The sequence below is a fragment of the Bacteroidia bacterium genome, from assembly GCA_019695265.1.
Classification (GTDB): Bacteria; Bacteroidota; Bacteroidia; order JAIBAJ01; family JAIBAJ01; genus JAIBAJ01.
Genome location: JAIBAJ010000001.1, coordinates 37,887 through 60,877 on the forward strand (window position 1 = coordinate 37,887; position 22,991 = coordinate 60,877).

Genomic DNA, 22,991 nt, shown 5'->3' on the forward strand with positions numbered 1-22,991 from the left:
GCACCAATCAGAAAACATGTCAAAAAGACCAACCATATTAGTTACCAATGATGATGGCATAACTGCACCTGGAATTCGAGCTTTGGTTGAAGCCATGAAAGAAATTGGAGAGGTAGTGGTAGTTGCGCCGGATAGTCCACAAAGTGCTATGGGTCACGCCATTACTATTAGCAAACCTCTTCGATTGTATAAAACCGAAATCCATGGTGAAGTTTTGGGTTACCAATGCAGCGGCACACCGGTCGACTGTGTTAAACTGGCTGTTAACCAAATTTTACACAAAGCACCCGATTTGTGCGTAAGCGGAATCAATCACGGAAGCAATTCTTCCATCAATATTATTTATTCCGGAACCATGAGTGCCGCCATGGAAGGAGGAATTGAAGGAATTCCAAGCATTGGCTTTTCTCTCCTGAATTATGCTCACGATGCCGATTTTTCCGCGTCCAAAGAAGTGGCCAAACGAGTGGTTCAACAGGTCCTAAAAAACGGTATGCCTAAAGACACCTTGCTCAATGTAAACATCCCAAATCTACCTTGGGAGCAAGTAAAAGGCATGAAAATTTGCAGACAAGCCCGGGCCAAATGGAAAGAAGAATTTGACGAACGAAAAGATCCCACCGGCCGACCTTATTTCTGGCTTACCGGTAAATTTATCAATATGGACAAAGGGGAGGATACCGACGAATGGGCCCTCGAAAATGGCTATGTTTCCATTGTTCCAGTTCAGTTTGACCTGACTGCCCACCATGCAGTTTCAACACTCAATCAATGGGATTTTGATGAAAAATAAATTCGAGTTTAAACGAGATTCAAAACTAACCGGCTTTATTCTAGGACTTCTGTTTCCGCCGGTTTTCATGTTTCTGTATTGGTTGTTCCTTCTGCAAAACAAGGTTCCCGATTTGGTCATTTCCCGATTGTACTACGAAAACCAATTAGCTCCTTTCATTGGATTAGCCCAAATTGCCAACGCCGGATTGTTTTTCTATTTTATTAAAAAATGGGACGCCGATGAAAGTGGCAAAGGAGTCATTTTTGCCATGCTTTTTTATGGGGCTATTATTTTGTATTTAAAACTGGATACTATTGGATCTTAGGACTTTACACAAGGAAACGGGAATATTTGCAGGCTTCACCCGCCGAGGTTTTCGGCCCGAAATTGGCAACTGAATTAATTTCACCGAAGACAGGCTGCAAGCTCAATTCTACAAGCCTTTTTCTTGTCAATTCTGAATAATTCTCGACTACTTCCTGACAAGGAATCCTAGAATTTTGAATTATTATTGAATTCTTGGACGGATAAATAGTTTTTGGCGGGCCCCCTTCCGCCCAAAAGTTGGTTTCAAATCCGGGAATTCTGCAAGGGCGTTCGGGTCACGCTATCGGCTGTAGTCCTCGGCCCACTTGGCTAACGCCGCGTGCGCCTGTGGGCTACTTGCCTCTATCGTTGCCCGAGGTGCGAGTCCAACTTAAGGCAATTTTGAAAAGCTTTTCCTAGGTTTAACCCAAATTCCAAACGAAGTTAAACTTCTTTTGGAATTTGGGTTAAAATGATCATTGAAAGTTTGATTATGCAACCTTCAGGCAAACTACCATTTTGTTTCGCGGTCAAAAACCTCCTTCGAAGCATTTTCACCATTTTTGAAATAGTAAATTCCACCCCAATTCCATTTCACCTTTTGGTATTCATTCACGTTGGTAGGACCTCTATTCACAATAACCCTAGTAATGGTTTTATTCGCTTCCTGAATAAGATCTTCCGAAACACCTTCCGGGTATTTTTTATACAACTCGGCCATATAATCGGCCTTGGTCTTTACTTCAGGCGCCGCCGAAACTTGTCCGTTCTTTGCTGAATATTCAGCTTCCAATTTAGCTCTTAATTCCTTTTCGATTTGAGCTTGTTTATCCAAGGCGTCTTGCTTTGCCATTTCCTTGGCTTTTTTCTCAAATTCTTTCTTTGCCTGAAACTCTGATGCTGCCTGCCATTGTTCCTCATTGCGTTTCAAACGATCCTCGTTGCGTTGAGCCTTTTCTTTGGCATCTATTTCTTTATGCTCTGCAGCCAATCGTGCTGCTTCTTCTTTTCTCTGACGCTCCAGTTCCATTTGCCTTTCCTTCTCAGCCATTTGGGCATTTTTGGCTGAATCTCGTTTACTTGTATCGAATGCTAGCTGATCTGCTCTTCGTTTTTGATTTGCTTCCCGTTCCGCAGTAGATTTTTCAATGAAAGTTTGTTTGGCTGCTGCATTTGCTTCCACTTGCGCATTTCTTGTCGAATCTTTATTTTCTTTTACTTCCTTCCTGTAATCCTGAGTCTTTTGATCAGCTTGAGCCTTAGCTTCCTGGTACTCTTTCAATTTCCTTTCCTTTTCGGCAGCATTGGCAGCCCTAACTGAATCTCTTATTCTAGCTTCATTAGCCAGTTGATTTTCCCTTTGTTGCTTTTCCATTGCCTTTTCAGCTTCTGAAATTTCTTTTGACAGTTGCTTTTGGCTATTAAAGGTTTGCAGGGCCGCATTTCTATTGGAATCCCTTTCTGCTTTTTGCTCCTGGCGGTATTGGTTGGTATTTTGTTTTAGGCTTTCCAATGCAACTTGGTGTTCTTCCTTCTGTCTGGCCTTTTCATTGGCTTGTGCAGTCCGAACGGAATCCTTTATTCTGGCTTCCCTTGCCAATTGTTCTTCCCTTTGTTGCTTTTCCAAAGCTTTTTCAGCTTCCGATTTCTCTTTAGATATTTGCTTTTGGTTGTTAAATGTTTCTACTTGTGCTGTTCGGGTGGCATCCTTTTCACTTTTCTGTTGTTCCCTGTACTGATTGGTAGTTTGTTTTAGATTTTCAAGGTTTTTTTGATGCTCTAATTGTTGGCGATTCTTCTCATTTGCTTGTGCCGTACGCACCGAATCTTTAATTCTGGTTTCATTGGCCAATTGGTTTTCGCGTTTCAGTTGAAGCTCGGTTTTAGTTGCCAATGCCTTTTCTTGCGACAATTGCTTATCTGCCTCAAATTCAGTTTTTTGAGCGGTGCGGATGCTATCTTTTAAACTTCTCTGGGTTTCTCTGTAATTGGCTGTTGTGGCCAGTAATTCTTCCTTTTTACGCTGATATTCAGCCATTCTTGCATCCTTTTCCGATTGGGATTTTAGTTTAGCATTTTCCCTTTCTGCCATTTCTTCCTCTTTCAATTTGGCATTCTTCTCCTCCTGCATTTTGGTTTCCAATTCTTTACGAATTTTTCGTTCCAACTCAGCCCTTAACGCTTCCTCAGCCTTTCTATTCTCTTCCGCGGTGGTACTTTCTACAAAAACCTCATTTTGCAAAGCCGTTCTTTCTTCGTTCGCCTCATCTGCTTTGGCTTTTTTTGCTTTCTGTTGTTCAAGGAATTGACGTTCCTTTTCCTGTTCTTCTTTTCTTCTGTTTTCTGCTTCTTCTCTGGCTTTTTGAAGAGCAGCCAATCTTGCTTCTTCTTCTTGTTTTCTTTTTTCTTCAGCTTTAATTTTCCTTGCCTGAGCCTCATCCCAAGCTTGCTGTTGGCGAATCTTCATTTCTTCAGCCGGGGTAAGTCCGGGGGATGGTTTAGAAATAACCGTTGGACTTGCTAACCTTGTATCACCTTCCTGACTTGCCTTTTGAGCAGCGGCTTCCTTGGCTTGTTGTTGAGCTTTTAATCTTTTTTCGGCTTCCAAAGCTTTTCGATCAGCTTCTTCCTGAGCAATTTGCCAAGCTTTATCGGCTTGTTCCTTTTCCAACCTTGCTTTATTCTCTGCGGCTAGTCTTTTATCCTCTTCTTCCTTGGCCTGTGCAGCAGCAATTGCTTTTTTCCGGGCTTCTTCCTGTCTTTTACTTTCCTCTGCTTGGGCTTGAGCGGCTATCAAAGCTTGTTTTTGGGCTTCTTCCTTAGCCAATTGCTCTGATTTAGCCTTTTCTTGCAACAAAAGTTCAGCTTTTTGAGCATTCTCTGCTGCCAGGCGCTTATCTTCTTCCTCTTTAGCTTTGGCAGCTTCTATTGCCCGCTTTTTGGCCTCTTCTTTCGCCTTTTGTTCAGCTTCTTTTTGATTTTTTGCATCTGCTTCTTCTTTGGCTTTAGCTAGTTGAGCATTTTTTTTCTCCTGTTTAGCCTTTTGCAATGCCTCTTCTTTGGCAGCAGCCTCAAGTTCAGCTTTGGCTTTTGCCTCAGCAGCCAGTCGCTTTTCCTCTTCGGCTTTAGCTTTAGCAATTGCTTCTGATTTGGCCTTTTCTTCTGAGGCTTTTAAGGCTGCTTCTGCTTCAGCCTTAGCTTTGGCTTCGGCCGCTAGTCTTTTTACTTCTTCTGCTTGGGCTTTGGCGGCGGCTTCTGCCTTGGCCTTTTCCTCAGCAGCTTTTTTTGCAGCTTCTGCTTTTGCGGCAGCTTCTGCTTCCGCTTTGGCTTTGGCCTCAGCTTCGGTTTTTGCTTTGGCTTCGGCTGCTAGTCTTTTTTCTTCCTCTGCTTTGGCTTTGGCAGCGGCTTCTGCCTTGGCCTTTTCTTCCGCGGCTTTTTTTGCAGCTTCTGCTTTGGCAGCTGCTTCTGCATCCGCTTTGGCTTTGGCCTCTGCTTCGGCTTTTGCTTTGGCTTCGGCAACTAGTCTTTTTTCTTCATCTGCTTGGGCTTTGGCGGCGGCTTCTGCCTTGGCCTTTTCCTCAGCAGCTTTTTTTGCAGCTTCTGCTTTGGCAGCTGCTTCTGCCTCCGCTTTAGCTTTAGCCTCTGCATCGGCTTTGGCTTTGGCTTCTGCTGCTAGTCTTTTTTCTTCCTCTGCTTTTGCCTTTGCAGCTGCTGCTTCTTTTTTCTTTGCCTCTTCCAAAGCCTTTTTTTCGGCTTGAGCCTTGGCTGCAGCTTCGGCTTCCTTCTTATCTACCTCACTTTCAGCAGCTTTCTCTAGCTCTTCCTGCTTCTTTTGAAATTGCATGCTATAATCCAAGTCGTAGTTAAAATCCTGGGTTTTATTATCCCAACTAATTTTAGCAACAGGGTTGTTATAAATGGCTACACTTGTATTATCCTGTGGCTTAAACAATTCCACCACAAAAGAAAAGTCTGAAGTTCGAGCGGTACTATCATCGGGAATATTGGTTATGAATTGCAACTTTTTGGTTACATAACCCTCTTTGGAGAACTCAACAATATATTCAGTATTCAGAGCCAGCTTGTACAACAACTTCCCTGTTTCGGTGGTGGTAAATTCGTCTTCTACCTTGCCTTTTTCAATGTATTTAACTGTAACACCGGCAAGATTCTTTTTGCCATCCTTTACAACTCCCTTTATATCCAAACCTTGACCCCATGTTTGTAAGTAAAAGAACAAAAGGAACAAGGATGTTAAGAATTTCAGCCTACGTTTGTGCTGCATCGATTTTCGATTTCAAATAAAAGTTTACAAATATCGTCCAATTCAAATTAGAAACCAAAATTGGCCAGCCTTTTACAAAATATTCCCACTTTAAGTTACTGGGAAAGTCAAAATTTGCTCTTTAATCCGGACATTTTGGTGATTGGAGCAGGAATAGTCGGATTAAATGCCGCCTATCATGCCAGGTTAAGATTTCCAAAGGCAAAGATTCTGGTTTTAGAACGTGGGCTTTTACCTATGGGTGCTAGTACCAAAAATGCAGGATTTGCTTGTTTTGGAAGTGCCGGAGAACTTTTAGACGACCTTGAAAACCAGTCGGAAACCGAGGTATTTGAATTGGTAAAAAACAGGTATGAAGGACTACTTTTACTTCGAGAAACTTTGGGGGATCAAGCCATGGAATTTAGTCCTTGTGGCGGATATGAACTTTTTTTACCCGAAGAAGCTGAGCATTTTCGAAATTGCTATTCCAAATTAGAATACCTAAATAATCAATTAGCTGGCATTCATGGTCAAGAAAACACCTATTCTGAACCCAGCTATAAAATTGATCAATTTGGATTCAAGCAAGTACAATCCATCCTCTTTAACCGTTTAGAAGGCTCTATTCATACAGGTAAAACCATGGTGGCCTTATGGAAAAAATGTATTGAATCCAACATTATGGTATTGAATGGATTTGAATGCTTAGAACTCATTTCATCCAAGTCAGGATATGAAATAAAACTCCAACAAGGATTAAGCATTCATGCTGAACAGGTTGTGGTAGCAACAAATGCCTTTGGCAAACAATTAATTCCGGAATTAGAAATTCAACCCGGAAGAGCCCAGGTATTAATAACTTCACCAATTGAAAATTTGCCTTTTTCAGGCACCTTCCATTTTGACCGGGGCTATTATTATTTCCGAAATGTAGGAAACCGGGTGTTGTTTGGAGGAGGAAGGAATTTGGACTTTGAAGGAGAACAAAGCTATGACTTTCAGCTAAGCGCTATTATTCAAAACCAATTAGAAGAATATTTGCACCAAGTTATCCTTCCCGGAAAAAACTTCGAAATCGAACAGCGATGGAGTGGAATAATGGGATTAGGTCCGAACAAAGGCACCATTTTGAAAAAGCTAGAAACGGGTTTAGTGGTTGCCGTTCGAATGGGAGGAATGGGTGTTGCCCTGGGAAGCCTGGTTGGTAAAAAAGCTTCTGAACTTTTGAATTAGTTTTCCTTCTTGATGTGTAATTTCTCCAAATCCACATCTTCTTCTTCATCGTAATACTGTAACCATGGATCTTCAAAGGTTTTCCGGGTATTGGCTTTGTCGATACTTAATAACATGGACGGAAGAATAAACAAATTGGAAAACATGGCCACAACCAAAGTGAAAGAAGTTAGAATACCCAAGGCCTTGGTTCCCCCAAAAGTGGAAAAACTAAAAATCCCAAAACCGCAAAACAAAACAACGGAGGTATAAATAATACCAATACTTGCTTCCTTCAAGGCTGCATTTACGGCCTTTTTAATATTCCAGTCGTGGTTTTTCAATTCTTGTCTGTATTTAGCTAAAAAGTGAATAGTATTATCAACTGCAATACCAAAAGCAATACTAAAAACCAAAATGGTAGAAGGTTTTATAGCGATATCCGCCATTCCCATAATTGCTGCGGTTAATACAAGCGGAATCAAATTGGGGACCAGGCATACAAATACCATTTGAAAATTCGAGAACATTCCTGCCATCAGCAATGCAGTTAATACCAAGGCCCAAAACAAGCTTGAGTATAAATCATCAATTAAATAGTCAGTTCCTTTTAAAAAAACAATACTGGTACCTGTCATTGTAACCTCGTACTTTTTAGGATCAAAAATGCTATCGATTTTCGGCCTTAATTCCTTCTTTATCCTATGCAATTCCAATGTTCCGATATCCTTCATATGAGCACTCACTCTTGTAACCTGCCTATTGCTATCGATAAAGCTTTTCAGCATGTTTTGCTTTTGTTTTCCAACCTGAACATATTGCAAAATAAACACTTGCTCCTGGCTTGAAGGCAAACTATACATCGTACTATCTCCATAGTAAAAGCCTTGTTTTGAAAACTTCAATACTTCATTAATGGACAAAGGCCGGGCAAACTCTTTATACTTAGCTAACTCCTCTTGCAACTTCTCCAGTTTTCTAAAAACGGAGGCATTCATAACTCCCCTTTTACGTTTGGTATCCACACTAATTTCAAAGGGCATCACTCCGTGATAATTCTCTTCAAAATAGTGCAAATCGGTTAATACCCGGTGATCTTGCGGTAAATCATCCACGATATTGCCCGTGGTTTTTATTTTTGAAATATAGTAACCACCTAGTCCAACCAAGATAAAAGAAGCAATGTAAATGAGGTTGCGATGAAAATGGATGATATAACTGATCCATTCTACCAGGGTATTGGTGTATTTGCTTTCCAAATGATCGGTATCCTTGCTGGATGGAGCAGGCAAATAGCTTAGCACAATGGGCATCAACGTTATACTATGCACATATAAAATCATAATTGCAATCGTACTTATCACCCCAAATTCCATAATTACCTGACTTTCAGTAAAGGCAAATGTTACAAAGCCGGCTGCAGTGGTTGCATTGGTCAAAAAAGTTGAATTCCCTACTTTGTGAATAACTCGCATAAGGGCTTTAACCTTGTTACCATGTGATTTAAATTCAAAATGATACTTATTGAGAATGAAAACACAGTTTGGAACACCTAATACAATCAATAGCGTAGGAACAATAGCAGTGAGAACCGAAATTTTATATCCGAATAAAACATTAAGTCCCATGCACCAAATTACCCCAATGCCTACAGTAAGCATGGAATAAAAAACCACACTGAACGATCGGAAGAAGAAATACATAATTAAGGCCAATGCCAAAGCAGCCAAAATCATGAAAACCCTTAATTCGCGCTGAACCAATACCGAAAGCACTGTTCGAATGTATGGCAAACCCGAATAGTGTACTTCCATGCCTGAAGTTTGACCATAGCTATCTCCAATTTCTTGAACACGTTCTATAAAATCATTTCTTCCTTTACTATCCAATAATTTCCTATTCATGGTTACCGCCATCATGTAACTATGAGTTTCAGGATTGTACAGAATATCGCGGTAAAATGGTAAAGACAAAACAAGGTTCTTAACCGAATCCAATTCCACCTGACTATCCGGACGTTTAGTAAAGATAGGCTTAAACTCAAACTTCTTCAATGAGTCGTTTCGAACCAGGTTATAAACACTGGCAACGCTCACCACCCCTTCCACACCATTCAAATTCTTTAATTCCTGGCTTAAATCATACCATTTCTGAAAATGATCCAATCGGAACATGTTGGAATCGGAAATACCAATAACAAATACATTTCCATCTTCACCAAAGGTTTTCTTAAACCGTTCATATTCTATGTAAGTAGTATCGTCGGTTGGGAGCAATTTGGCAAAATCATACCGAATTTCATTTTTTGAGGCAAGCCAACCAAACCAAACCGTGATGGCCATGGTTACCACCAAAATAACTAATCGTTTTCGCAATAGAAACCTTCCTATAACCTGCCACATGGTATCATAAATGGAGCGCGAAGGTAGTGGAATATATGTTCTAACCAGCTAACTTGGTTCCTATTCACCTTGGATTAACAAAACAGGCAGAAAGTTTAATATACCTTTCACCTAATTTATACTTCCTTAACAGTCAATCCACTATACATTTTCATGCCGGTAAACAGACTTATCCTTCCTTAGGATTAGCAGGACCATCCAGGAGAAGCTGATAAAAAACCAAATCCAACCATTTCCCAAATTTGTATCCCACCTGTTTGAAATGTGCCACCGGTTCAAAACCAAACTTCCGATGTAAGGCTATGCTAACCAGATTTTCGGCATCAATTCCGGCCACTAAGGTATGTACTTCGTTTTTTTGAGCCTCCTGAATAAGTTTGGAATACAATTCAATCCCTATTCCTTTTCCTTGATGAAGAGGATGCACATAAACCGAACTCTCCATAGTATATTGGTAGGCTGCCCAAGCTCTGAATGGGCCATACGAAGCAAAACCTACTACCCTACCTTGTTCCAAAGCCACCAATACCGGATGCCCCAATCTACATTTCTCTTCCCACCATTGCCTTCGCATTTCCAGGCTATGTGCCTGATAGTTATATACCGCAGTTGTATTTAAAATGGCATGGTTGTAAATCTCTAAAATACCTTCTAAATCCTGCCCTTGTGCAAATTGTATCTCCATGACTTTTAATGCCCAAAACTAAACATATTTCTATGGAAATAGTATTCCTTACAACCTGAGTTTTAGCAACTTTTCCTTTTCCCAAAAACCCCAAAAAATTAATGTGTGTTAAACTACCAATGTTATTTGAGAAATAGGCAAAAAACATTTGTTAAATAGCAATGGCAAATGCCGATGCAAATTTTTATAATAAACCTTCCTATTTTTGGAACAAGTGCTCATTTTATGGTGCTAAGGTTTCATAAAAATCCTGGCACCTCATGCATTTGGGTTTAAGAATGCCTTTACTTTGCTAACGAAATGTCTACCCTCAAAAAACTATTTTCCGATACAGCTATTTATGGTGTTAGCAGCATTGTAGGGCGGATGTTGAGTTACCTGCTTACCCCGCTTTACACCTACAACCTGATACCTAAGGAATATGGGGTAGTAACCGAAATGTATGCCTACTCTTCATTTCTGAGCATTTTATTAACCTATGGCATGGAAACGGCCTTTTTCCGGTTTTACGCAGGTGAAGACAATAAGAAATCTGTTTTTGCTACGGCCATGTTTAGCTTGCTTTCCAGTTCCCTGGTTTTTCTGGTTCTGGCTTGGTTGTTCCGATGGCCATTGGCTCATTTTCTGAATGGTTCCGGAGGAAGTGAAATGGCCGAAAACTATGCCGTTTACCTGGTTTGGTTTGCCTTGATTGTGGTAATCGACGCCATTACCTCCATTCCGTTTGCCCGCCTCCGTGCAACCAACCGTCCGGTACGATTTGCATTAATTAAGTCCCTCAACATTCTCAGCTATGTATTCTTTAACCTCTTTTTCATCTTAGGTATTCCTTACCTGAAACAACAAGGCAGTCTTCCCTGGCTTACCTCCAACCTAGGTCAATATAAGCTGGTTAATTATATCTTCATATCCAACTTGATTTCCAGTGGATTAACCCTTCTTTTACTCCTTCCAGAGCTTGGATTTTCCATTCGTGACATCGAAAAAAAAATGTGGAATCGGATGATACGCTACGCACTTCCCATTCTCATAATGGGTTTGGCAGGAATGGTCAATGAAACCTTTGATCGAGTGCTACTCAAATACCTGCTACCCTTGCCCTACGATGAAAAAATGCACCAAGTGGGTGTTTACGGCGCTTGTTACAAACTCTCCATTATCATGAGTATTTGCGTTCAAGCCTTCCGGTATGCAGCCGAGCCTTTCTTTTTTAACCGACACAAAGAAGGAGGAGGACGAAAAATTTACGCCCAGGTAATGACCTATTTTGTATTTGGCTGTAGCCTGGTTTTCCTGGGAACCATGTTGTATATGGATGCTATTCAATATTTTATTGGTCGAAATGGAAGTCAGTTTCTCGAAGGACTTCCCATTGTGCCCTACCTCCTCCTAGCCAACCTCTGTTTAGGTATTTATTACAATTTAGGTATTTGGTTTAAACTCACCGATAAAACCTTGTTTGGTTCCTATATTTCCATTTTTGGAGCCATCCTTACCTTGGTTCTAAACTTTATCCTCATTCCTTGGCTGGGTTACATGGGCGCGGCATACACCACTTTAATCTGCTATTTCAGCATGATGGTTGTTTCCTATTTTTGGGGACAGAAGTACTTTCCAATCGAATACGATTTGGGCAAATTCTTAATCATTCCAGGTTTTGCACTTGGTCTATACGCCCTAAGCATTAGTTTGCAGCCGGTTTCCATGGTATTGCAAATGTCACTCAACACCGCTTACCTACTACTTTTCCTTGGGGTTTCTTACCTAATAATTTCTAAGGATTGGTTTAAATTTGTACCCAACTTCACTTCCAACACTACCATTTCATGAAAGTTCGCATCCTAAACCGCTCTCATCATCCATTGCCTTCGTATGAAACTGCTGCTGCAGCAGGCATGGATTTACGAGCCAATTTAGATGAACCTATCGTACTTAAACCCTTAGAACGAGCCTTGGTGCCAACCGGTTTATATATGGAAATTCCGGTGGGATTTGAAGCTCAGGTGAGGCCCCGAAGCGGTTTAGCGGCCAAAAAAGGAATTACCGTTTTGAATTCTCCCGGTACCGTTGACGCCGATTACCGTGGCGAGGTGAAGGTGATTTTAGTGAATCTTTCGAACGAAAATTTCATCGTGAACGATGGGGAACGAATTGCGCAGTTGGTAATTGCGGCCCATGCTCAGGCCGAATGGGTTGAAGTAAATGAATTAAGCGAAACCGATCGGGGAGCAGGAGGATTTGGCAGTACAGGAAAATAATTTTTTGTTTCCTTTGGCGGGTCCCATTCGCAGAAATTTTGTGCCTTTTTCGAAGTATTTCCGGGCTCATGGTCGGGCTTTCGGCGTTACTCCTCGGCCCACTTGCTAGCGCCGCGTGGTCCTGTGGGGTAACTGCCTCTATCCCTACCCGACGGTACCCCTGAGCTTGGTAAACTTTAACCCACTTCAGGAACTTGAAATGTTCTATCCAAAATAGTCCTATTGGGGCTTGCACCCTCGGGCAACGATAGAGGCAAGTAGCCCACAGGACACCTACGGCTTTAGCCTAGGTGGACGAGGACTACAGCCGAAAGCGTGACCCGAACGCCAATGCATTTATGATGGGGATTTGCAAAAAGCCAGGATGGCGGAGGGGGCCCGCATAAAAACCAACTTAATCTTCAAAAAACCAACCGAATTAGTAGCCCAAATCGCCTCGTACATAAATAAGTTCCATCACCCCTTTGATGAACTTGGCCCGGTACTCGGCCAGCTTTAATTCCGCATCCATCCAGCGGGTTTCGCGGGTGTTGAGCAAAAACAGACTGCTTTCGCCGGAGTCAAACTTCATTTTCTCGGCCGACAAAAGTTGCTTACTGAGGCGGGCATTTTGCTCTGCATTGGACAATTGCTGACTAAGGATGTTCAGGTTTTTTTGAATTACCTCCAACTTCAGGTCCAATTCATTCCGTTTGGTGGTTAAATCGAGGGCATTGTTTTGGAGATTCAACTTCGCAATTTTATAATCGTTTCGGGCCGAACGAAGCAGCAAAGGCATAGCAAACTGCACCCCCCACTTGTAATTGGAGGTATTAAAGAGGGCGTTGGAAGAAGGCGAATTACCAAGAAAATTGTACTTCACGTCCAACTTGGGTTTAATCATTTCGGCTCTAAACTTTTTTTCCACCTCCAGAACTTGTTGATAGGCCTGGTACTTAGAAATTTCGGGATTCACTTGAGGTCCGGCGGCCAACAATTGCAAATATTTGGTTTTCATCCAATTATAAGTTTGTTCCAAACTATCTTCCACGGCCAAAGTGCCACGCATGGAGAATTCCTGATTGGGGGCCAACCAATTTTGAGCAAGCAGAAAATTCTCCACTTTATTCAAATCCATTTTTACGCTTTGCACTTGCAGGAGGCGGCTTTGCAGGAGAATAAAGGCTTCGACCGAATCGATTGCGGCATTTTCGCCAATTTCGGCCAAGGATTTTATGCCTTGAAAGCGTTTATCGGCCAGGTCGAGAAAGTAAGTAGAAAGACTAAGTTCCTTAAGAGTAAAAATCCAATCGAAATATGCTACAGAAGCCTGGTAGAGAAGTTCGTTCTGCAAACGGTTTTTCTCGGCATCGTAGTACTTTTCATAGCCTTTAGCTTTCAGCAATTCGGCTCGGCGCTTGTCAATGAACATTCCTTGTCCGAGGGCGGTTTCCACTCCAATAAATGGCAATCCGGCAGCGGGAGTTTTCTCTTCAGGATTGAGGTAAACCCCTTGTGAAAAGCCATAACCTGCTGAAAGGTATTGAGAAGCGAACAAAGGTTGTTTAACCTGGAGATTAAGGACTGAATAGTAGTTTTTACCATCGAAGGTTTTGTTATCGAAATCGCCCGACAAGAATGGATCGAACCCGCCTTGGGCTGAGCGTTTAGCCAAACGGCCCATTTCTCCAACATTATTGGCTTTTTGAAACAAAGGGTGATTGGACTTAACCCTTTCCAGGAATGCTTGAAAGCCGAGGTTTTCCTGAGCTTTTGTTTGAAGTGCCAGGAAGGAAAGCAGGAACAGAAGGAGTTTATTTTTCATTTTTACCCTCCTTCGAATCCAGGCTTTTGGTTTGTGGTTTATAGAATTCGGGCGGGAAACCATTGATTTTTCGCCAAATTTCGTACACTACCGGAACTTCTTTCAGTATTAATATTCCTTTTACCCCACTACCAACCTGAATAGAAACCGGCCAAGATTCACTATCCTTTTTAGCCAGCACTCGAAACTTACCATTGGGAGAAATTACCTTATCTACCGACACCACGGTAGCCTGGTAGGTACCAAAACTGATACCGGGCCAACCGCTAAACACAAAGGCCGGCCAGCCATCGAACGTAAGCTGCATGGATTGTCCTTTTTCCACTAATGGAAGATCCATGGGTTCAATATAAACCTCTACGGAATAATTACCCAGGTTAGGAACAAAGCTTACCAAGGCTTCACCTTCTTTGGTTAAATCACCAACACCTTGTTTAAAGGTACGGGTAATAAATCCATCCTGGGGGCAAAGCACATAGTAATAAGAATTTCGAATGCTATAGTTTGACAATTGGTTTTGCATTTTTGTTAATCCCGCTTCGGCATCATAGAGCGTTGATAAAGTGGAGAACTTTTCAGATTCGGCCTTCATCAGCTTTTCGTTGTATTCCTGTTTAATGGCATTCAGTTCAATGTAAGCATTGGTAAGGTCATTTTTAGAAATCATAAATTTGTTTTCAGCCTCAATTACTTTGGCATGGCTATCTTGCAATTTAGCTTTACGGTTTTCAAAATCAGTTTTTGAAATTACCCCTTTGCTCAGGAGGGATTCAAAACGTTGAAATTGTTCCGAAGTAATGGTGTAATTATTGGCGATGGAAGCATAGTTTGCACTATCGGATTTTACTTTACCCTGCATTTGGGTTACTTTGTTTTTAACCTGCTGCATTTTAAGCGGATAAGCCTTGTTGATGGCATCTATTTGCGCATCGATGGAATTAATTTTACTTTCATAGGAATGGATGGAAGATTCTTTTGAATTGACCTGAGCCTGGGTTCTTTCCACCAATTTAGGATCCATATAATCCTCTTTAATTTCTGAAATCAAGGCAATGGTATCTCCTTTTTTAAGGAAATCACCTTCCTTAATAAACCAACGTTCGATACGACCCGAAATACGGGAGGTAATGTTTTGGGGGCGATCGGTAGGATTCAAGGTGGTAACTGCACCTTCCGACTGAATGGTTTGGTTCCAAGGCAGAAAGAGGGTTATGATGGAAATTCCACCGATTGTATAAAGTATGGTTTTAATTTTCTTTGAATAGGTGTGGTTATAAATTCTATCGAGAAAACGTTTGTAAAGTCCATCGTACTTCAGGTGGGTTTGATAATCTTCCTGTTGATCTAATTCCAGCACTTGGTATAGCTTTTCCGTAGCGGTTAGAACATCATAAATGGTACGAAGCTCCACAACAATTTTCTCGACACCATTAATAATGAGAACCACCAAAATTTCAGAAGCCACAAATTGGCCGATATTAAGCAAACCCCATTGAACGAAAAGCACACCAACCAGAAGAATGAGTGAAGTAAACAATACCTTAAATAGGAGAATGCTTTTGAACTGCAATTCCAGAATTTGAAAATTTTTGGTTTTGGTTTCCAGGTAATGGCTCAATTTTTCTTCGGTTTCATGAAAAATAAAGGGAGCATCCATGGTTTTATCCTGGTTCTTTAAACCAATAAAAACATTTTGCAACCAATCAACAAACTGGTATTTTCGTTTTGATTCATTCAAGCTAGCCTCCATAGAACGTTGTCCATAGTATCGAAGCAAAAAATAATACAACACCGAAACTACAAGGGTAAAAGACAAAAAAAGAGGGCTGTATGCCGATAGAATCAGTAAACAAAAGGCGATACTTATAGCGGCAAATGAAATATCAATGAGAATTTTAGTAAGTCCTTTTTGAAGGGTTAATACATCGAAAAACTGGTTTATTTTACTTGGGATGTATTCATTGAGGTAAAGATCCGATTTAAGGTGGGCTACTTTTTCGGCAAATTTTACTCCAAAAAACACCAAAATACTTTGCTGAATGGTCTCATTTATTCTCATTTGCCAAAGCTGGAATGCAGAAACAAAAACCAGACAAAGAATAGTGAGTGTGCAGAGTAAGAACAAGGACGACGATAACTTACCGGTCATGGTATAGGTTACAACGGCTTGAATTCCGAGAGGAACCGCTACATAAAAAAGGCTTTGCAGGGCCGAAAGGAGATAAATTCGACGAATATTTGCCCGAAGGGGTTGGAGCAATTGCAGGAGTCTGTTTAATTCAATCATGGTTTGCAAAAGTACACACGGATTTGAAAATGATAGTATTGCTATCATAAATAAATGTTAATATATCATCTTTTATATATTCACTACTATTTTCTTTTAATTTTGCTGCGTTTTCAGAACCATGGAATTAGAATTGAAGGTTAGAATGAACGACAAGCTATTTGTTCGTGATCCGGAGTCTACCGAATTAGGCAGAAGGATTGTGCGCCAAGGTTTGCTTTTAATTCAGGAAATAGGTTTTGAGCAATTTACCTTTAAGAAACTGGCAACCATAATCAAAACTACGGAGGCCGGCATTTACAGGTATTTTGAAAACAAACATAAGCTTTTGGTGTATCTGGTGGATTGGTATTGGACAGTACTTCGGTATCAGATCAGGGTAAGACTAAACAACCTGGACAATGCGGAAAAGAAGTTGAAATTAGTCATTCAACTGCTGGTTGATTGGGGCACAGAACCGCTAATGGAAGACCCTATACAAAGAGGCTTGTATCATATTGCAATTTCAGAAGGAAATAAAACATATTTAACCAAGGATGTTGGATTGGACAACGGCAATCAGTTTTTCAAACCCTATAAAGACTTGTGTAAGGACATTTCGGAGATCATGCTGGAGCTCAAACCCAACTTTCCATTTGCCTTATCCTTATCCAGCACCTTGGTTGAAACTTCTCACCTCCAGAATTACTTCATGGAGAACCTACCCTCCCTCACTGATTTTGGAAAACAAAGCGATAAAACACCATTGATCCGTTATTTGGAACATTTGGTGTTTTCTGCTTTATTGAATTAAGTAAGTTTGAGGCAATAACTAGCCTTTTCTTGGGTTTGCCAACCATGAAATTATCACTTCAACCTTTTATTATATGCCTGGCCATTCAACTGTTGGCATGCATAACACCGAAAGCACAGACAATATCGGCAGAAGGGTTGAAATCTGATTTTCAGCATTTGAGACAACAATTAGAGAAAACCCATCCCGGATTGTATTTGTACACCTCCAGGGAAAGATTGGATTTTGTTTTTGACAGCTTGATGAATTCCTTCAATCAGTCACTCACCGATCAGCAGTTTTATTCCACTATTTGTGTTTTGCAGCAAGAAATAAAGGATGGTCACACCCTTTTTCTACCCGAAATAAAAGAAAGCAATGTATACCTTCCCTTTCATTTTGCATTTCAAAACAATCAACTTTATATCACCAGGAACGACAATAAGGCAATTACTATATCAACACCTGCTTTGGTCAAATCCATTAACGGAGTTCCCACCCAACAAATAATCCAGGAAATGCGAAAAAGATTAAGCAGAGATGGAAACAGTTTTGCTTATGCCGATTGGGTTATTCATACCTACTTTCGAATGTATTATCAGTTCTTTTTTGGTTCTCAACCCCAGTTTGAAGTAGAACTTGAAACCAACAAGGTTCCATCCAAAATCCTTTGCCAGGGATTGAGCATGCAACAAATCAGCACCATTCGGCAATGCGGACCGGAAAAACAACAAGAGAAAGGAATTGAAATGAACTTTTGGCCTAAGAAAGGGTATGCCTATTTAAAAATTAAGGATTTCCATTCCTCCAATTATCGCTCCACCTACCACCAACATTTTAAGAAAGAAGTCAAACAATTTTTCGATTCCGTCCGACTTCAAAGATTGGACAATGTGATTTTGGATTTACGCGACAACCAAGGTGGAGATATAAAAAACGGGGTTGAATTACTCTCCTATCTGATGACCACACCCTTTGAAATGGTTTGTAGTTACCGGAAAAAGAACTGGGGAAAGACTATTGGCCCACAGATGGGATATCACCAACCCAAAAAAAACGCCTTTCGAGGACAAGTAATAGTTTTGATTAATGGCGGAAGCTTTTCCAATTCAGTAATTGTTTCAAAAGCTATGAAAAGAGCCAACCGCGCCACTTTTATTGGGTCCGAAAGCGGAGGAAATCCATACGTATTTTCAGGATTTGCAAAAACCATTGTTTTACCTCATTCCAAAATTCAGGTTGAAATCCCAACCACGGTATTGGTATTGGACCAAAAATCCATGGATCAAACCTCCTTTACAAACGACCTTTTGGACTATCCTTGCCTTCAGGATGTGCAAACGCCAGTTTCGGATTTAGATCCTTGCATGGAAAAAGCCATTCAATTGGCAAAAGAAAAAACCAAGTAGACCATTGGCGCTCAAAAGAGTATGCTTAAATTTTGCAGACAAACCTTAGAAAAGTAAAAACCTTAATTTTGGCCGGCAATGGAACCTGAATTTGATGTGGTAGTTGTGGGAGGCGGTCCGGCAGGATGTGCAACAGTTTTGGGTCTTCATGGGAAAGGCTTCAAAGTGGCCTTGGTTGACAAGTTCAGCTTCCCTCGTGACAAGGTTTGTGGCGACGCCATTCCCGGTCCAAGTTTCCAAGCCTTGGATTTAATCAACCCGGATTGGGGCAAAAAAGTAAGAGAATTAAGCAATAGCACAGCAGTTCAATCATCCAGTGCCGTTTTTCCATTTCAAACCACCTTCAGGTATGAATGGAAGTTGTTTGCCTACAATTGCAAACGATTGGTCTTTGACGACTTTATTTTTCAGTTAGTTAAGAAGGAAACCCAAACCCAAATATTTGAAAACACCTCCATAAGTTCCATTGTTGAGGAAGAAAATCATTTGGTTTTAACCGATAAAAATGGAAATCGAATTACCACTCGATGTGTGGTAGGAAGTGATGGGGCAAAATCGGTTGTTAAGCGCTGTTTACAAAAGGAGTTGAACGAAAAAGCCGGGGTATTTGCAGCAGTCAGAGCTTATTATACCGGGATTACAGGTTGCAAGGAAGGTGAAAATGAATTTCATTATATACCCGGTGTGGATGGGTATTTTTGGATATTTCCATTACCGCAAGGTTGGTATAATGTAGGCTTTGGATTATTAAATAAGAAAGGAAAATCAGCAGAAAGTCCAATCAATGTGAGGAAAAAACTGGAAGAAATTATTCAATTACCTACATTTAAAGAACGATTTGCAAAGGCGGAAATTCAAGGAGCAGTAAACGGACATGGTTTGCCCTTATGGACTAAGAAACAATCCATTTCAGGCAATCGCTTTCTGTTGACCGGTGATGCTGCCAATTTAATTGACCCCCTTCAAGGACATGGCATTGACAAAGCGATTTGGAGTGGATATTTTGCTTCCAAACATATTCAAAAGTGCATGGAATTGAATAGATTTGATAGTGCATTTATGCAGAATTATGACCATAAAATCAACCAAACTCTGGGTAAGGAACTCAGACGCAATTACTTTTTTTATTGGATTTTAATTCATTTCCCGGTTCTGTTCAAACTAATTTCATGGCTCAAACCACCACAATGGGTAGTGAATTGGTTCATTAGGTTTTTCAAAATTTAATTCTACCTAAAGATTGCCAAAAAGTCAAATGACGAATCGGCTAGATTTTAAAATACGTTTTATGCGGGCCCCCTCCGCCTTACCCTAACTTTGCTAAACCCCAAAATGCTTGCATGGGCGTTCGGGTCACGCTTTCGGCTGTAGTCCAAGCCCACTCCGCTAAACGCTGCGTTGGCTTGGAGCTACTTGCCTCTATCGTTGCCCGATGCGAAACCTCAACCGGTAGTTTCTAACCCAACTTGTCTTTGTAACACCAATGTTATTTAAACCCAAAATTCTGCATTAGAAATCGTGATGAGGCTTTCAAATACAACAAAGACAGGGGCTTCAAGGTAATTTTTGGGTAAAGAAATAGTGAACTATTTTGAAAATCACAGTGGTAACTGCCGATGCAAACACTGTTTAGGCAATATATTTCAAAGTATCCATGCACTAATCCGGATTTACAAACAGTTCAAGTGCCTAAAAGAGCAAAGAGTCGCTAGGCTTAATTTAATCCCGGAAGCAAACTTCCCAAAAAAAGCCCCGGATTATCCGAGGCTTTTTTGGAGTACTTTCTTTCTAAAATCAATCCATTCATTTTTGGAATTCGATTGATGGAACAATCGGCTATAAATCCGGGATATCGAACGTCCATTGTGCGTAGAACATTCTTCCAATGTAAGGACCACCATAAATTTCTTTGTGAAGGTTGTTTAGGATATTGGAAGCGCCCAAACGAATGGTAGAAAAGTATTTTGGAAACTCATAATTCACTTGAACATCAACTAAATTATAGGCGGCAACTTGTCCATCGCCAAATGAAGATTGCCACAAATAAGTATCAACCCATTGCCAATTCACGCCAAAGCCAAAGTTCTTAATCACCTTTCTTCCTTTAATTCCTGCATTTACTTTATGTTTAGCGGTATTAAAACCAGGCAAAATTGGATCGGTTAATTTGCTATCGTCCAAACTTGCAAAGGTATAGTTGGCTGAAAACACATATTTATTAGTAAGGTAGTAAGCCAAACCAATAGAACCGCCGTAGGTCATCACATCTTGGTCGGCATTCACAGCGATTTGGTATACCTGATAAGTTTTATTTGCTGAAGTATTGGTTAAAATGGCATCAACACCGCTTTCTTCTCCGGCAACTGCTCCATGCAAAGGCTCAACCACTCGAATATTTCCGATAAATCCTCTGTATCGACTAACGTAACCGCTCAAATCAACATACAATCGTTTAAACCAAATTCCTCGGTATCCGGCTTCCACTGTTTGAATTTGTTCAGGACGCAAAGGTTTCAACTGTATTGGTTGAAGCAAACTTGGCTGAATGGAGCCTATATAGTTTCCATTGGCATCGGTAGAATCGTATTGAGCTTGAAATGCTTTCACCGATTCAAGGGTATAGAGGTTGTTATATCCATTCAAATTCCCCGGCAAATAGATAGGACCCAAATCCAAACCTATGTATTGATTTTGGAGGGTTGGCATCCGGAAAGCTTGTTGTGCACTAACTCGGAAAACATGACCGGATTTGGTAGTCCACATAATGGCAAACCTTGGAGAAAACTGCGGTTTAAAATTGGTATTTTTATCTACCCTTCCGGAAGCCATTAATTTCAATTTCTTATCAAAAAAGCTCTTACTTAATTGTAAAAATGCCCCATATTCATAGTTATTTATCCGGGTAAATTTGGCTTTGGTATCCGGAGCTCCATCAGGTAAGGTATCGGCCGAATTAATTAAAGTATCAGTAAAAATGGTACCGTAGCTTTGGGGTCCATAGCGTCTGAAGGAACCGCCTACCATAGCTTCCATAAAATTAATTGGAAGGCTGTATTGCAAATCAAGGTGTTGGATGGAAGAATTATCAATGAATTTGGAGCCTTTTTGCAAATTGCCGCTGCTAACAATGGAATTTCTTAAGGTTTCGAATTCGGAGGTTCCGGGTTGGTAGAAAGCTTCTTGGTAAGCAACTTGGGTGGCATAAGCAGTAGCTTTCTCTACATCTTCCACACTGGCATTATCATCGAAATCGTTGGTTAGAGGGCGCAAGGTATCAACATAAGCAGAGATATACTTAGACACCCAACGTTTGATTCCTTCTTTTGATAAATTTATTCCGGTAAAAACGATATCGTAGGAATCTCCTGCATTTTCGAAAGTGGTATAAGCTCTTACCAGTAAGCGTTTACTTTGAAATTCGATCTTATGTTGTTGGAAAAGAATGTTATTAATGCTGTAACGGTTTGTACCTTGATAAATCGCTGTTCCATTACCTAGCTTATAATCATAACTCAGTATCATATCAGGCTTAATTTTATAGGATAAATTCACTCCTACCTTAATACTGTTCACATTGGTTTTTGCCAGATCGGTTTCCATATAGCCAGGGGTTCGAATTTCTCGTTGATTTAGGCCTTGATAAGTAACCGGATTAAAATTCAGGTAATTGTTCAATGCAATAAAATCCTGAACTTCCTGTGGGGTGTTATTGATGGTGTCGTATTGTTGCTTTTCGAGAATGGAAGCCAGGTTTTGGGTAACATTTAGTTTACCATATTTATTGACAGTGGTATCGGTAGCTCTCCAGTCGTCTGCTCTCATGAAGGAACCGGTTACTTTAAATGCAAATTTTTTGTTTTTGCCAATAACCTTTGCATATCTGAATTGACCTTCAGCCATGTTTCTGCTTCCACCTTTTAGTTGTAGAGAAAGCCCTTGGTAATCGAATGGGCTTTTAGTTTTCATACTCACTACTCCTTGCATTGCATTAGGGCCATATAGTGCTGATGCCGGACCTGTGATTACCTCTACACTTTGCAAATCGAGGTCATTAGCACCAACCAGGTTACCGATTGCGAAATTTAAGCCTGGAGCCTGGTTATCCATACCATCCACCATTTGAACCACCCTAACCGGTGCAGAAGTATTAAATCCGCGCATATTAATTGCCTTAAATCCCATGGATGATGTAGCTATATCAACTCCCTGAATATTGGAAAGTCCTTGGTAGAAATCGCCTGAAGTTACCTCCTTAATTTCCTTTTCGTTCATTTTATGAATCGATACCGGAGCCTGAAGGATGGTTTCACTTAACCTGGAAGAAGTTACCACCACCTCTTTGCCTGGAATAATAGCCATTTCCATCTCAATGGTAAGTGCTTTACCCGGTCCGGAAACCGGTACTTCAAGTTTCTCATATCCAATATAAGAAACTTGCAAAACCACAGGTTTGGAAAAATCCAATTCCAAAGCAAAAGAACCATTAGCTTCGGTAGTGGTGCCTATTGCAGCACCTTTGACCAGGATAGTCGCTCCAATTAAGGGTTCTTTCGTTTTTTTATCGGTAACATAACCGGTAACCTTGCCTTTTTGTGCAAATGCAAAAAGGGTAATAAAGCCAAAAATAAGGCTAAGTAGAAGTTTTCTCATTGGGCAGGTAAGCGATTTTTAGGTTTTTTTAAGATAAACGCCGCTAAGCTATAAATTTTTTAATACGTTCTTACGAATTTGATAAAACGCAGTAAACATTCTTCATTTTAAAAAAAGACTTTCCAATACAAATACTTCCTTCCATCTTTGTACTCCAAATTTAC

General features: G+C 40.6%; 15 protein-coding genes. 8 read left to right on the forward strand and 7 right to left on the reverse strand.

All coding sequences use genetic code 11. The features are described from left to right. The first annotated feature begins 16 nt into the window (after positions 1 to 16). Both surE and K1X82_00175 read left to right on the forward strand, forming a co-directional pair. Entirely contained in the window at positions 17 to 793 is a 777-nt protein-coding gene (surE, locus tag K1X82_00170) for a 5'/3'-nucleotidase SurE (GenBank protein MBX7180498.1), read from the forward strand. Further along, positions 783 to 1,100, forward strand: coding sequence for a hypothetical protein (locus tag K1X82_00175; protein MBX7180499.1), 318 nt, complete (start codon positions 783 to 785; stop codon positions 1,098 to 1,100). The genes surE and K1X82_00175 overlap by 11 nt, the downstream gene beginning before the upstream one ends. 492 nt (positions 1,101 to 1,592) lie before the next feature. Here the strand turns inward: K1X82_00175 and K1X82_00180 are convergent, their stop codons facing one another. After that, positions 1,593 to 5,366, reverse strand: coding sequence for a hypothetical protein (locus tag K1X82_00180; protein MBX7180500.1), 3,774 nt, complete (start codon positions 5,364 to 5,366; stop codon positions 1,593 to 1,595). Positions 5,367 to 5,447: 81 nt separating this feature from the next. Between K1X82_00180 and K1X82_00185 the strand changes: the two genes are divergently transcribed. Next, positions 5,448 to 6,581, forward strand: coding sequence for an FAD-binding oxidoreductase (locus tag K1X82_00185; GenBank protein MBX7180501.1), 1,134 nt, complete (start codon positions 5,448 to 5,450; stop codon positions 6,579 to 6,581). Here K1X82_00185 and K1X82_00190 read toward each other — a convergent pair. Further along, positions 6,578 to 8,962, reverse strand: a complete 2,385-nt coding sequence (locus K1X82_00190; GenBank protein MBX7180502.1) for an MMPL family transporter — start codon at positions 8,960 to 8,962, stop codon at positions 6,578 to 6,580. The two genes, K1X82_00185 and K1X82_00190, sit on opposite strands and share 4 nt — an antisense overlap. Before the next feature lie 169 nt (positions 8,963 to 9,131). Continuing rightward, positions 9,132 to 9,647 carry a GNAT family N-acetyltransferase gene (locus tag K1X82_00195; protein ID MBX7180503.1) on the reverse strand — a complete coding sequence of 172 codons (516 nt, stop codon included), beginning with the start codon at positions 9,645 to 9,647 and terminating at the stop codon, positions 9,132 to 9,134. A 300-nt stretch (positions 9,648 to 9,947) separates the two neighbouring features. Here K1X82_00195 and K1X82_00200 point away from each other — a divergent pair, with 300 nt between their 5' ends. Then, complete coding sequence (locus K1X82_00200; protein MBX7180504.1) at positions 9,948 to 11,477, forward strand: oligosaccharide flippase family protein; 1,530 nt, start codon at positions 9,948 to 9,950, stop codon at positions 11,475 to 11,477. Beyond that, positions 11,474 to 11,905 carry a dUTP diphosphatase gene (dut, locus tag K1X82_00205; GenBank protein ID MBX7180505.1) on the forward strand — a complete coding sequence of 144 codons (432 nt, stop codon included), beginning with the start codon at positions 11,474 to 11,476 and terminating at the stop codon, positions 11,903 to 11,905. Before K1X82_00200 ends, dut begins: the two co-directional genes overlap by 4 nt. 418 nt (positions 11,906 to 12,323) lie before the next feature. On the opposite strand, the gene K1X82_00210 is transcribed toward dut, so the two are convergent. Continuing rightward, positions 12,324 to 13,709 (reverse strand): TolC family protein, encoded by a 1,386-nt coding sequence (locus K1X82_00210; protein MBX7180506.1) that lies wholly within the window; start codon positions 13,707 to 13,709, stop codon positions 12,324 to 12,326. Further along, entirely contained in the window at positions 13,699 to 15,996 is a 2,298-nt protein-coding gene (locus K1X82_00215) for a biotin/lipoyl-binding protein (GenBank protein ID MBX7180507.1), read from the reverse strand. Before K1X82_00215 ends, K1X82_00210 begins: the two co-directional genes overlap by 11 nt. Positions 15,997 to 16,117: 121 nt before the next feature. On the opposite strand from K1X82_00215, the gene K1X82_00220 reads away from it, so the two are divergent. The 3 genes from K1X82_00220 to K1X82_00230 all read left to right on the forward strand — a co-directional run bounded on the left by K1X82_00220 (position 16,118) and on the right by K1X82_00230 (position 19,404). Continuing rightward, positions 16,118 to 16,789 carry a TetR/AcrR family transcriptional regulator gene (locus tag K1X82_00220; GenBank protein MBX7180508.1) on the forward strand — a complete coding sequence of 224 codons (672 nt, stop codon included), beginning with the start codon at positions 16,118 to 16,120 and terminating at the stop codon, positions 16,787 to 16,789. A 44-nt stretch (positions 16,790 to 16,833) separates the two neighbouring features. Continuing rightward, positions 16,834 to 18,177: a hypothetical protein gene (locus tag K1X82_00225; protein ID MBX7180509.1), complete on the forward strand. Its 1,344-nt coding sequence runs from the start codon at positions 16,834 to 16,836 to the stop codon at positions 18,175 to 18,177. Positions 18,178 to 18,255: 78 nt separating this feature from the next. Continuing rightward, the gene (locus K1X82_00230) at positions 18,256 to 19,404 is read left to right on the forward strand and encodes a geranylgeranyl reductase family protein (protein ID MBX7180510.1); all 1,149 of its coding nucleotides are present in this window, start codon (positions 18,256 to 18,258) and stop codon (positions 19,402 to 19,404) included. Between the two features lie 487 nt (positions 19,405 to 19,891). On the opposite strand, the gene K1X82_00235 is transcribed toward K1X82_00230, so the two are convergent. Both K1X82_00235 and K1X82_00240 read right to left on the reverse strand, forming a co-directional pair. Continuing rightward, positions 19,892 to 20,041: a hypothetical protein gene (locus K1X82_00235; GenBank protein MBX7180511.1), complete on the reverse strand. Its 150-nt coding sequence runs from the start codon at positions 20,039 to 20,041 to the stop codon at positions 19,892 to 19,894. Further along, positions 20,014 to 22,827 (reverse strand): TonB-dependent receptor, encoded by a 2,814-nt coding sequence (locus tag K1X82_00240; GenBank protein ID MBX7180512.1) that lies wholly within the window; start codon positions 22,825 to 22,827, stop codon positions 20,014 to 20,016. The genes K1X82_00235 and K1X82_00240 overlap by 28 nt, the downstream gene beginning before the upstream one ends. Positions 22,828 to 22,991 lie beyond the last annotated feature (164 nt).